This window comes from Citrobacter sp. MGH105 (assembly GCF_001037485.2).
Lineage (GTDB): Bacteria > Pseudomonadota > Gammaproteobacteria > Enterobacterales > Enterobacteriaceae > Citrobacter > Citrobacter portucalensis.
Map to the genome: position 1 here is coordinate 906465 of NZ_CP073048.1, position 12808 is coordinate 919272.

Sequence of the window (12808 nt, forward strand, 5' to 3'; positions counted from 1 at the left end):
GAACCAACATGTCTGAACAACACGTACAGGGCGCTGACGCGGTAGCCGACCTTAACAATGAACTGAAAACGCGCCGTGAGAAGCTGGCGAGCCTGCGTGAGCAGGGGATCCCGTTCCCGAACGATTTCCGTCGCGATCATACCTCAGACCAACTGCATGCTGACTTCGACGCGAAAGAAAACGAAGAGCTGGAAGCGCTGAACATTGAGGTATCCGTTGCTGGCCGTATGATGACCCGTCGTATTATGGGTAAAGCATCATTCGTTACGCTGCAGGACGTTGGCGGCCGTATTCAGCTGTACGTTGCTCGCGATGACCTGCCGGAAGGCGTCTACAACGAGCAGTTCAAAAAATGGGATCTGGGCGATATCCTCGGCGCGAAAGGTAAGTTGTTCAAGACCAAGACCGGTGAGTTGTCTATCCACTGCACCGAACTGCGTCTGCTGACCAAAGCGCTGCGCCCGCTGCCGGACAAATTCCACGGTCTGCAGGATCAGGAAGCGCGCTATCGTCAACGTTACCTGGATCTCATCTCTAACGATGAATCCCGCAATACCTTTAAAGTGCGTTCACAGATTATGGCTGGCATCCGTCAGTTCATGGTGGGTCGCGGCTTTATGGAAGTGGAAACCCCGATGATGCAGGTGATCCCTGGCGGTGCCGCTGCGCGTCCGTTCATCACCCATCATAACGCGCTGGATCTGGATATGTACCTGCGTATCGCGCCGGAACTGTACCTCAAGCGTCTGGTGGTTGGCGGCTTCGAACGCGTGTTCGAAATTAACCGTAACTTCCGTAACGAAGGCATCTCTGTTCGCCATAACCCAGAGTTCACCATGATGGAACTCTACATGGCTTATGCGGACTACAAAGATCTGATCGAACTGACCGAATCGCTGTTCCGTACGCTGGCGCAGAACGTTCTGGGAACGACTGAAGTGCCTTACGGTGAAGAAGTCTTCGACTTCGGTAAACCGTTCGAAAAACTGACCATGCGCGAAGCGATTCAGAAATACCGTCCGGAAACCAACATGGCCGATCTGGATAACTTCGACTCTGCAAAAGCGATTGCTGAATCTATCGGCATCAAAGTTGAGAAGAGCTGGGGTCTGGGCCGTATCGTGACCGAGATCTTTGAAGAAGTTGCGGAAGCGCACCTGATTCAACCGACCTTCATTACCGAGTACCCGGCAGAAGTTTCTCCGCTGGCGCGTCGTAATGACGAAAACCCGGAAATCACTGACCGCTTCGAATTCTTCATCGGCGGACGTGAAATCGGTAACGGTTTCAGCGAGCTGAACGATGCGGAAGATCAGGCGCAGCGTTTCCAGGATCAGGTTAACGCTAAAGATGCGGGTGATGACGAAGCAATGTTCTATGACGAAGACTACGTTACCGCTCTGGAACACGGTCTGCCGCCGACTGCGGGTCTGGGCATTGGTATCGACCGTATGGTTATGCTGTTCACCAACAGCCACACTATCCGCGACGTGATCCTGTTCCCGGCGATGCGCCCGGTTAAGTAAGATGTGAAATGCCGGATGGCGGCTGACGCCTTATCCGGCCTACGATTCGTTATGTAGGCCAGATAAGCGTAGCGCCATCAGGCAATAATTTGTTGGCAGTAATTCCGCAACAGCGCACGCGCTTCTTTGTCTGCAACCTGCATTACCATCCACGGGCTAAAAGCCCACGGCGTCGCGTCAATCCCGCTTAAGACATCCTCAAGACTGCTCCACTGGCAATCCATCACTTCATCTGGGTTTAGCTGTAGCGGACTCACGATATGTGCGGCATAAACCGGGCACACTTCGTTTTCCACAATTCCACTCGGGTCTGTAGCGCGATAACGAAAGTCAGCATACACGGGGCTGAGCGAGTCGATGTCTGCACCCAGTTCGAAGCGAGCCCGGCGGACAATAGCGGCTTCGTGGGTTTCACCCAACTGCGGGTGACCACAGACAGAGTTGGTCCAGACGCCAGGCCAGGCTTTTTTGTGCAGCGAGCGGCGGGTGACCAGCAGTTGGCCCAGCTCGTTAAATATCCAGCACGAGAAAGCGGAATGCAGGGGGGTTGTGGCGGTATGCGCCGCATATTTTTCCAGCGTTCCGCAGGGTTGGTCCTGCTCATTCAATAAAATGACATGTTCCTGTCGCATAGCGTCCACCATCAATCTTAAGCATCCATATTATATGCTTAATTAAGTCAGATTGATTAACAGAGGGTGTGAAATGCCAGGGCCGACGGTTCGTTGCGCGATATGATTTGGCATCCGGTTTCTGGCTGCTATGATAAAGCGTCTGAAAATGTTGCGAGGTATTGTTTTGAGTGCAGGACGCCTGAAGAAAAATGGCCTGGGTATCGTGATGTTGCTGTGCGTCGGTCTGCTGTTAGCAGGGTGTTCCGGGAGCAAGTCGTCTGATACAGGAAGTTATTCCGGCTCCGTGTATACCGTGAAGCGGGGGGATACGCTATACCGTATTTCGCGCGCTACCGGGACCAGCGTGAAAGAAATCGCCCGCCTGAATAATATTTCACCGCCCTATACCATTGAAGTAGGGCAAAAACTGAAGGTTAGCGGTGGTGCGAAAACCAGTTCTAACTCTGGCAAAACAACCAAGAAATCCTCAACCAAAACGGCAGCTGTCAGACCGTCTTCGTCCGTACCGCAGTCTTCCTGGCCTCCGGTAGGGCAACGTTGCTGGCTGTGGCCTGCCAGCGGTAAGGTGATCCTGCCTTATTCAACCGCGGACGGCGGCAACAAGGGCATTGATATCTCGGCTGCGCGCGGTACACCGATTTATGCCGCCGGCGCTGGGAAGGTGGTTTACGTCGGTAATCAGCTGCGGGGCTATGGTAATCTCATCATGATTAAGCACAGTGAGGACTACATCACTGCGTATGCGCATAATGACACCATGCTGGTGAACAACGGTCAAAACGTGAAGGCCGGGCAGAAAATCGCGACGATGGGCAGCTCGGATGCGACTACGGTGCGGCTGCATTTCCAAATCCGCTACCGGGCGACGGCTATCGATCCGCTGCGTTATTTGCCGCCGCAGGGCAGTAAGCCAAAATGCTGACGGTGATTTAATCGCCAGTCAGTCGGTTAGTCCCTTGCCAAGAAGAGCGTAAGGTTTATAATCCCTTACGCACTTCGATGCGGGCGTAGTTCAATGGTAGAACGAGAGCTTCCCAAGCTCTATACGAGGGTTCGATTCCCTTCGCCCGCTCCAAACTCAAGTCTCCTGAAGTCTACCAAACTCAATTTTCCCTTGATAAATCAGCAGTTATAGCATTCTATTAGTCTATTGAACTCAATTGTACTCCCCCAGGGTCAAGCTCAATGTGGGGGTATGGATGGGGGTATAATTGTACCCCCTGCTGAGAGGTACCCCCAATGAAGCTGACTGCTCGTCAGGTTGAAACTGCGAAACCCAAAGAGAAGCCCTACAAACTGGCCGATGGTGGTGGGCTTTACCTGCTGGTTAATCCCAACGGTAAAAGATACTGGCGTCTCAAATACCGTTCGTTAGGTAAAGAGAAGCTGCTCGCTATTGGCGTTTATCCCGATGTTTCTTTAGCTGAAGCCCGAAGTAAGCGTGAGGATGCTAAAAGAACATTAGCGGCTGGCAACGATCCCTCTCTTGAACGAAAAATTGAGAAACTTAGTCGTCAACAAGACGCTGAAAACTCGTTTGAGGCTATCACACGGGAGTGGTATCAGCGTCGCTATGACCGCTGGTCTGTCTCCTACCGCGAAGAAATGCTGAGAACCTTTGAGAAAGATGTATTTCCTTATATCGGTCACAGGCCAATCAAAGATATCAAGCCGATGGAGTTGCTTGCAGTTCTTTCAAAAATAGAAGCACGAGGAGCAACTGAGAAGGTCCGTAAGGTTCGCCAGCGTTGTGGAGAAGTCTGGAAGTATGCCGTTGTGACTGGCAGGGCCGAGTACAATCCAGCACCAGATCTAGCCAGCGCCGTGACTCCTCATGAGAAAGAGCACTATGCTTTTTTAACCCAGGATGAATTGCCAGAGTTTCTTCGGACTCTGAACACCTATGCCGGTAGTGTGCTTGTTAAGATTGCGATGCAATTACTTATTCTGACAGGAGTAAGGCCTGGGGAGTTGAGGCAAGCGGAGTGGCAGGAATTTGATTTTGAGCGGAAGGTTTGGAACGTGCCAGCAGAGCGAATGAAAATGCGCCGACCTCATCTGGTTCCGTTATCAAGCCAGGCAATTGACCTGCTTAATCAGCTTAAACCCATGACTGGAGCAGGAACGTTGCTGTTCCCAGGACGTAATAATCCTAAGAAACCGATGAGTGATATGGCATTAACTGTGTTGGTAAGGCGTATCGGCTATGCCGGGCGCGTTACAGGGCATGGATTCCGCCACACGATGAGTACCATTTTGCATGAGCAGGGATTCAACTCAGCATGGATTGAGTTACAACTGGCTCACGTCGATAAGAACTCAATTCGTGGAACGTATAACCATGCTCAATATCTGGAGGGGAGGAAGGAGATGATGCAGTGGTATGCGGATTATATTGAAGCATCTTTAACTAAGGTTGTATAAGTCTGTAAATAGGGAAAACTAATTTTTAAAGTTTTCCCTAGAAGTACTATCTTTTGACTGTATAAAAAAACAGTATGTAAAACAGTGCATTAGATCACTAAAAGTGATCTTACAAATTTATTTTTTTTGATTTTCGTGATAAACATCGCCTTAAATGGTTTAATTTGCATCCACATCCATCACTGGATGACGATGGAAATTTTTAGCTGTTGTAGGAGAGCAGGGTGGCTAAAAATAAAGCGGCAAACGCCGGGGTTGATGCGTTAACTGGTTTTGAGTTTCAAAGAAACTGTGCATTGTATCTTTTGTTAGATAATTTCAATTCTTTTATCAATAAAGAGTTCTTTATTTGTATCGAACATCACGATGATTTTCTATTTTGTTATAAAACTGATTGCTTAAGTTATATAAACGAGATACATGCCTATCAAGCAAAGAAACTTAGCGGGAAAATATGGACTATCGATTCTAGGTTTTCTGAGATGGTATCTAAAATACTATTGGTGGGCGAAAACTTAAGAAATGATGCTTTTGAAAAAAGTGAAGATTATAAACACCAGCTAACATTTATATCAAATACAGAAATAGAATTAAAATACTCACCGTCAAAGGCTTTAAAAAAAGAAGGTATTACTGAGCAGATATTAAGGATTAATGAGCAAAACTCTATCTGTGCTTATGATGAATTACATAAAAACATTCAGAATAAAATTGAAGAGAAAGTTACAGATATTTGTAATGAAGAATCTTCTGTTTTCCATCGTAAAGAACTAAGTAACCTAAAAATTCAGTGGGTAGATTTTCCAAGAACAGCTGCAAAACAAAAAGAATCGCTTATTGGACTTATGTCTAGAAAGTTTTCTCATATAGCTGACCCGAAAGCAGCCATCGAGGTAATACTTGCTCTTTTTAGAAATGTGGAAACTGTATATAATCAAGGGCAGGAAATATGTCTACTCGATCCAACAAAAAGGGTTGAAGGCGAAGATGTTAAGAAAGTTATGAATATAATTGATTCACAGCAAAAGGCATTCGACTATTGGCGTGACGAAGCACAGCAATTCTCAATGAAATTCAGAATACCACTTAGCATACAGAAAAATCATGAAAACTATATACTTAACTCTTTTGAACTACTCAAGGATATGAGTAATTACGATTATCAAATCATTAAAGACTTTGTTAGAAATAATGATTACACAACTCAATATTTTTCTCTTCAAGACGCATTAACTGCATATGTTGATAATGTTAGAAAATCTCATTCTATAAACCTAGATAATATTGATACATTTTTTGCAGTTCTGTGTTCATACGTTGAGTGCTACGATTAAGGTAAACCATGAAGACAATTATAAAATTTGATAGATTGTTTGTTGTCTCTGAAAGTCATAATTTATATTTCGACCAAAAGTTTTCAAATAAAATAAACATAATAAGTGGGTGTAATACCTCAGGTAAAAGTACTTTAATACAGAGTATTTTATTTACCTTTGGAATTAACGATGTTAAAGATGGCTTGAGCGAAATTATTCGATACAACCCTACGTTCAGATTGGATTTCAGCATCACTAAAGGAGGCGTAGATAAAAAATATATAATAGTAAGAGAGCTTGGTAGCATATATTTAAAAGAGGATGGGGGAAATGTTTTTAGTTTTCATGGAATTGACTCTGATGGTCGAGTTGAACATGTGAAGCTTAAGGAGATGTTATCTCAATTATTTGATTTTAACATGCTTTTAGAACAGAAGGGTGAGCTAAAAAAAGCATCGATAGAATGCATGTTCCTGCCTTATTATATTTCTCAATCTGTAGGGTGGGTTTATTTGAGAGAGTCATTCTCTAATCTTGGTTTTTATAAAGACTTTAAAGATACGTATCTTGATTATTATCTTGGCATAGAAAATTCTTTTGATAAAGAATATTTTTATAAATTAACAAAAGAGCGGGCACAACTTCAGTCGAAGATCTCCTCATTGAATAAATATAGCGCCGAGCCTCACTTTGTTGTTTCTAAATTACTGGATGAAGAGTTTGGTGATGAGGCTCAGAAGTATATAGATGGTTATATTAAATTAGTAGCATCATTAGATGAAGAACGTGATGTATATACTGGTTTGTGTAATAAGTTATCCTTAACTAAAAATCATGTCAAGATACTAAGAAGAACTAAAAGAAATATTAAAAACCAAAACTATAACAATATTGATCGTTGTCCTGCATGTACGCAAATACTTCCTTATTCCTTAGAAGGGTTATATGGTTATTATCAAAACATCAATGATACTGATAAACTATCGGAGCAAATAAATAATAAAATACAAAAAATACAGTCTGACATTAATAGTTCACTTGCGAAGATTAAAAAGTTAGAAATTGATATATCTTCAAAGTATTCATATTTTCTTGAGAAAAAATCACAAAATTTATCTGTCAACACATGGATCGATAATAAAGCAAACATACGTCTGTTAGGCAATATTCATGAAGAGATAGAAGAATATACAAAAAGGTCTGATGAAATTAAAGGATTAATTGATGGGATGGGAGAGGAGCAGTCTCTTTTTGTCGAGCGGTTTAACAAAGAAAAAGATTTCAAGGAAATATTTAAAAAATATCTTAATGATATGCAGTTGTTCAATGTAACAGAACCTAGATATACAGAACTTTATAAAATAAATTCATTTCCTTTTCAAGGGGTTGAACTTCATAAAACTGTAATGTCATATCATTTTGCATTAAATTCTTTAATAAGAAAAACAGACAATATACATCGACTTCCATTTATGCTTGACGCAATTCTTAAGGAAGATATCGATGACAGAAATTTTGATCTCATACTGTCGTTTGTGGGAAAAAATCTTCCGACTGATACTCAATCATTTATATCAATGTCTGAGTATGCTGAAGATAACCTCTTGAAAGATGGTAAAGAGATAAGTGCATTCCGAAGAGCCAAGGTTAAAGATATTAAAAATCGATACTTCCCTGATGGTACGAATTTATTCTTTATTGGTGATGGGAAGCATGAGAGAACATTGTTATCAAAACCTTTGGATTTAAACCTCGATATTTTTGTCGATACTTGTCGGCTTACTGAATGATTCCTTTAGTTAATAGCGAACGCACAAACTTGTGCGTTCGCTATTAATGCTATACATTTGATTTACCATATGTGATCTTGCAAGGAATCTTTCGCCGAGTATCATAGAGCCAGATAGGTAGGGGAACGACTATGATTTTTACAGCATTACAACTCTTCAAAAACCTCTCCGATGAAACCCGTTTGGGCATTGTGTTGCTGCTTAGAGAGATGGGAGAGCTGTGCGTGTGCGACCTTTGTACTGCGCTAGAACAGTCACAGCCCAAGATCTCCCGCCACCTGGCAATGCTCCGGGAAAGTGGTCTATTGCTGGACCGTAAACAGGGCAAGTGGGTTCACTACCGCTTATCCCCGCATATTCCTTCCTGGGCCGCTCAGGTGATTGAGCAGGCCTGGTTAAGCCAACAGGACGACGTACAGGCCATCGCCCGTAAGCTGGCATCGGCAAACTGCTCTGGTAGCGGTAAGACTGTTTGCATCTAAAAAATTTGCCTGAACATATATGATTTTACGAATGTGAGGTATTCAGAATGAAGACGTTAACGGTGTTTGACCCGGCAATGTGCTGCAGTACCGGCGTATGTGGCTCAGATGTCGATCAGGTTCTGGTTGATTTTTCTGCTGATGTGCAGTGGCTGAAAGGACGTGGTGTACAGGTTGAACGTTACAACCTGACGCAGCAGCCCATGAGCTTTGTTCAGAATGAGAAAGCGAAAGCATTCCTCGAAGCATCTGGAGCAGAAGGGCTTCCGTTACTGCTATTGGACGGTGAAACAGTGATGGCAGGGCGATACCCAAAACGCGCTGAGCTGGCTCGCTGGTTCGGTATTCCGCTGGAGAAGGTAGGGTTAGCTCCCACCAGCTGCTGTGGTGGTAATACTTCCTGTTGCTGAATATGTCAGGAGGACATATGAAATTCTTACAGAATATCCCGCCTTACCTGTTTTTTACCGGTAAGGGTGGTGTAGGAAAAACTTCTATTTCCTGCGCGACGGCTATCCGCCTTGCTGAACAGGGTAAGCGAGTTTTGCTGGTCAGTACTGACCCAGCCTCCAATGTCGGTCAGGTGTTCGATCAGGCTATCGGTAATACCATTCGCCCTGTGACAGCAGTTCCTGGGCTTTCTGCTCTGGAGATTGATCCGCAGGAAGCCGCCCAGCAATACCGCGCCAGAATCGTTGAGCCTATCAAAGGTCTTCTGCCTGATGACGTTGTTAACAGTATCAGCGAGCAGCTTTCAGGAGCCTGTACGACTGAGATTGCGGCGTTTGATGAGTTCACCGGCTTATTGACAGACGCTTCCCTGCTGACCCGTTTCGATCACATTATTTTTGATACAGCGCCGACGGGCCACACGATTCGCCTTCTCCAGCTTCCCGGTGCCTGGAGTAGCTTCATTGAAAGTAATCCAGATGGTGCTTCTTGTCTTGGCCCAATGGCCGGACTGGAAAAGCAGCGTGAGCAGTATGCTCATGCGGTAGAGGCGTTATCCGATCCTGAACGTACCCGCCTGGTTCTGGTTGCACGACTGCAAAAATCTACGCTGCAGGAAGTCGCCCGCACCCATGAAGAACTCGCCGCAATTGGCCTGAAAAACCAGTATCTGGTGATTAATGGTGTGCTGCCTAAAGCCGAAGCTGAACATGACGCCCTGGCCGCAGCGATATGGCAACGTGAGCAGGAGGCACTGGCGAATCTTCCTGCCGGTTTATCTGAGCTACCGACAGATACCCTATTACTACAGCCAGTCAATATGGTTGGTGTTTCAGCATTGAAGGGACTGCTGGATACCCATTCTGAGGCATTACCGCTCCCGGTAACGAACATCCTGTACACGCCTGAAAACTTATCGCTCTCTGGCCTGGTCAATGATATCGCTCGCAGTGAACACGGTTTGATTATGCTGATGGGCAAAGGTGGCGTAGGTAAAACCACGATGGCTGCAGCCATCGCTGTCAGGCTGGCGGATATGGGATTTGATGTCCATCTCACCACCTCAGATCCCGCTGCACATCTCAGTACAACGCTGAATGGCAGCCTCAAGAATCTGCAGGTCAGCCGAATCAACCCTCACGATGAAACTGAACGCTATCGTCAGCATGTTCTTGAGACGAAAGGCAGGGATCTGGATGAGGCCGGGAAACGGCTACTGGAAGAGGATTTACGTTCTCCCTGTACTGAAGAAATTGCTGTGTTTCAGGCCTTTTCCCGGGTGATTCGTGAAGCGGGTAAACGGTTTGTTGTCATGGATACCGCCCCTACGGGACACACGCTGTTACTGCTGGATGCGACCGGGGCTTACCACCGAGAGATTGCCAAAAAAATGGGGAGTAAAGGTCATTTTACTACCCCAATGATGCAGCTTCAGGACCCGGATAGAACCAAAGTTCTGCTTGTTACGCTTCCTGAAACCACACCGGTACTGGAAGCGGCAAACCTGCAGGCTGACCTTGAAAGAGCGGGGATTCATCCGTGGGGCTGGATTATCAATAACAGCCTTTCCATTGCGGATACGCGTTCTCCGTTGCTTTGCCAGCGTGCTCATCAGGAACTGCCTCAGATTGAGGCTGTTAAGAATCAGCACGCTGAGCGCATAGCGCTTGTTCCGGTGATGGCGTCAGAGCCCGCCGGTATTGAAAAGCTCAGAGAGTTGATGAGTTAATTTTTTTGCATATACAGGGCGGCAAAGTCGCCCTGTCAGGAGGTTTTATGTTACTGGCAGGCGCTATTTTTGTCCTGACCATTATTTTGGTTATCTGGCAGCCTAAGGGATTAGGGATCGGCTGGAGTGCAATGCTGGGCGCGGGACTGGCTCTGATATCTGGCGTTGTGCATGTGGGAGATATTCCGGTGGTGTGGAATATCGTCTGGAACGCGACGGCGACCTTTATTGCCGTAATTATTATCAGCCTGCTGCTCGATGAATCCGGTTTTTTCGAATGGGCAGCGCTGCACGTTTCCCGCTGGGGTAACGGTCATGGCCGTTTACTCTTTACGTATATCGTTCTGCTCGGTGCAGCGGTGGCGGCACTGTTTGCCAATGATGGTGCGGCACTTATTCTGACGCCGATAGTCATCGCCATGCTGCTGGCATTAGGGTTCAGCAAAGGCACCACGCTGGCATTTGTCATGGCCGCCGGATTTATTGCCGATACGGCCAGCCTGCCGCTTATCGTGTCGAACCTGGTTAACATCGTTTCTGCAGACTTCTTTGGTCTGGGCTTCACTGAGTATGCGTCGGTCATGGTGCCGGTGGATATTGCCGCTATTATCGCCACGCTGGTGATGCTGCATCTGTTCTTTCGCAAAGATATTCCACCGACTTACGACCTGGCTCTCCTGAAAGCACCGGCAAAGGCGATTAAAGATCTGGCAACCTTCAGAACCGGCTGGATTGTGTTGATCCTTCTTCTGGTAGGGTTCTTTGTCCTCGAGCCGCTCGGTATTCCAGTTAGCGCGATTGCGGCTGTTGGCGCTGTGATCCTGTTTGTGGTAGCTAAACGAGGCCATGCCATTAACACCGGTAAAGTGCTGCGTGGGGCACCCTGGCAGATCGTTATTTTCTCGCTGGGGATGTATCTGGTGGTCTACGGTCTGCGCAACGCCGGGCTAACCGAATACCTTTCTGGTGTGCTGAATGTACTGGCGGATAAAGGACTCTGGGCTGCGACGCTGGGTACTGGCTTCCTGACGGCTTTCCTGTCTTCCATAATGAACAACATGCCTACCGTGCTGGTTGGCGCTCTCTCTATTGATGGCAGCACCGCAACAGGCGTTATCAAAGAAGCGATGATTTATGCCAACGTGATTGGCTGCGATCTGGGACCTAAAATTACACCTATTGGTAGCCTGGCAACGCTGCTCTGGCTGCATGTCCTTTCACAGAAGAATATGACCATCACCTGGGGATACTATTTCCGCACCGGGATCGTCATGACTCTGCCTGTGCTGTTTGTAACGCTGGCAGCGCTGGCGCTACGTCTCTCTTTCACTTTGTAATGAGATACTGATATGAGCAATATCACCATTTATCACAACCCGGCCTGCGGCACGTCGCGTAATACGCTGGAGATGATCCGCAACAGCGGTAATGAACCGACCGTTATTCATTATCTTGAAAATCCACCGTCACGCGATGAACTGGTCAAACTTATCGCAGATATGGGGATTACAGTACGGGCGCTGCTGCGTAAAAACGTCGAGCCTTATGAAGAACTGGGGCTTGCGGAAGATAAGTTTACTGACGATCAGTTAATCGATTTTATGCTTCAGCATCCGATCCTGATTAACCGCCCTATTGTGGTGACACCGTTGGGAACGCGTCTGTGCCGCCCTTCCGAAGTGGTACTGGATATTCTTCCGGATGCGCAAAAAGGCGCATTTGCAAAGGAAGACGGCGAGAAAGTCGTTGATGAAACAGGTAAGCGATTGAAATAAACATAAAGGGGGCAGACGCCCCCTTATTCCTGCCTCAGAGCATAAGATCTGAATCTTCTGGCAGAGTACTATTCCCTTCACCAAGTTTCATTTGCAGCAAAACCGTGTCAAGCCAGCGGCCATGTTTGAAACCAATGTCCTTTAATGTGCCTATTTCAGTAAATCCTGCGCGGATATGAAGCGCTACAGAAGCGACGTTAGCGCTGTCACCCACAACAGCAATCATCTGGCGATAGCCTTCGGACTCGGCCCATTTTAATGCATGATCGAGCAGTGCTTTTCCGACGCCCTGTCGCTGATAAGCCGAATCAATATATATCGAATTTTCGACCGTATACCGATAGGCATGGCGTTCGCGGTAACGGGAAATATAACAGTAGCCGATGACCGTATCGCCATGCAGAGCGACATACCAAGGGAATCCCCGAGACTGAATGCTCCTCAGTCGGTTAAGCATTTCCTGCGTATCCGGAGGTTCGGTTTCGAAGCTACCTGTACCATGCAGAACATGGTGAGCATAGATATTGCGTATCGCGGTAATGTGCTGTTCTTCAGCATTAATAATGTGCATCGTGTTACTCCAGTAATGGTGTTTTACAAACTACCGGAATTCGCGACAGCAGGTTAAGTACTTAAACTTATAACCTGTATAAGCAAAAGTTTGGCTACAGAAGATGGGGC

Annotated in this window: 12 protein-coding genes and 1 tRNA gene; 11 read left to right on the forward strand and 2 right to left on the reverse strand. The window is 46.4% G+C overall.

Going from position 1 to position 12808, the window contains the following annotated elements:
* Positions 1 to 8: 8 nt before the first annotated feature.
* Positions 9 to 1526: a lysine--tRNA ligase gene (gene lysS, locus SK35_RS04370; protein ID WP_005123357.1), complete on the forward strand. Its 1518-nt coding sequence runs from the start codon at positions 9 to 11 to the stop codon at positions 1524 to 1526.
* A 77-nt stretch (positions 1527 to 1603) separates the two neighbouring features.
* On the opposite strand, the gene idi is transcribed toward lysS, so the two are convergent.
* Entirely contained in the window at positions 1604 to 2158 is a 555-nt protein-coding gene (idi, locus tag SK35_RS04375; protein WP_048215592.1) for an isopentenyl-diphosphate Delta-isomerase, read from the reverse strand.
* Positions 2159 to 2324: 166 nt separating this feature from the next.
* Here idi and actS point away from each other — a divergent pair, with 166 nt between their 5' ends.
* The 10 genes from actS to arsC all read left to right on the forward strand — a co-directional run bounded on the left by actS (position 2325) and on the right by arsC (position 12127).
* Positions 2325 to 3083, forward strand: coding sequence for an amidase activator ActS (actS, locus tag SK35_RS04380; RefSeq protein ID WP_020996306.1), 759 nt, complete (start codon positions 2325 to 2327; stop codon positions 3081 to 3083).
* Positions 3084 to 3162: 79 nt separating this feature from the next.
* Positions 3163 to 3236 (forward strand) — tRNA-Gly (locus SK35_RS04385).
* Between the two features lie 164 nt (positions 3237 to 3400).
* On the forward strand, positions 3401 to 4585 hold the full coding sequence (locus SK35_RS04390; protein ID WP_048215593.1) for a tyrosine-type recombinase/integrase: 1185 nt from the start codon (positions 3401 to 3403) through the stop codon (positions 4583 to 4585).
* A 224-nt stretch (positions 4586 to 4809) separates the two neighbouring features.
* Positions 4810 to 5919, forward strand: a complete 1110-nt coding sequence (locus SK35_RS04395; RefSeq protein WP_039290551.1) for a dsDNA nuclease domain-containing protein — start codon at positions 4810 to 4812, stop codon at positions 5917 to 5919.
* A gap of 8 nt (positions 5920 to 5927) precedes the next feature.
* Positions 5928 to 7691, forward strand: coding sequence for a hypothetical protein (locus SK35_RS04400; protein WP_048215594.1), 1764 nt, complete (start codon positions 5928 to 5930; stop codon positions 7689 to 7691).
* A 131-nt stretch (positions 7692 to 7822) separates the two neighbouring features.
* Positions 7823 to 8173, forward strand: a complete 351-nt coding sequence (gene arsR / locus SK35_RS04405) for an As(III)-sensing metalloregulatory transcriptional repressor ArsR (RefSeq protein ID WP_048215595.1) — start codon at positions 7823 to 7825, stop codon at positions 8171 to 8173.
* 47 nt (positions 8174 to 8220) lie between these two features.
* Positions 8221 to 8583, forward strand: a complete 363-nt coding sequence (arsD, locus tag SK35_RS04410; RefSeq protein ID WP_048215596.1) for an arsenite efflux transporter metallochaperone ArsD — start codon at positions 8221 to 8223, stop codon at positions 8581 to 8583.
* Positions 8584 to 8600: 17 nt separating this feature from the next.
* On the forward strand, positions 8601 to 10352 hold the full coding sequence (arsA, locus tag SK35_RS04415) for an arsenite efflux transporter ATPase subunit ArsA (protein ID WP_048215597.1): 1752 nt from the start codon (positions 8601 to 8603) through the stop codon (positions 10350 to 10352).
* A gap of 47 nt (positions 10353 to 10399) precedes the next feature.
* On the forward strand, positions 10400 to 11689 hold the full coding sequence (gene arsB, locus SK35_RS04420) for an arsenite efflux transporter membrane subunit ArsB (RefSeq protein ID WP_048215598.1): 1290 nt from the start codon (positions 10400 to 10402) through the stop codon (positions 11687 to 11689).
* Positions 11690 to 11701: 12 nt separating this feature from the next.
* The gene (gene arsC, locus SK35_RS04425) at positions 11702 to 12127 is read left to right on the forward strand and encodes a glutaredoxin-dependent arsenate reductase (RefSeq protein ID WP_017880248.1); all 426 of its coding nucleotides are present in this window, start codon (positions 11702 to 11704) and stop codon (positions 12125 to 12127) included.
* Positions 12128 to 12161: 34 nt separating this feature from the next.
* On the opposite strand, the gene SK35_RS04430 is transcribed toward arsC, so the two are convergent.
* A complete protein-coding gene (locus tag SK35_RS04430) occupies positions 12162 to 12698 on the reverse strand; it encodes a GNAT family N-acetyltransferase (protein ID WP_048215599.1) in 537 nt (178 codons plus the stop codon).
* Positions 12699 to 12808 lie beyond the last annotated feature (110 nt).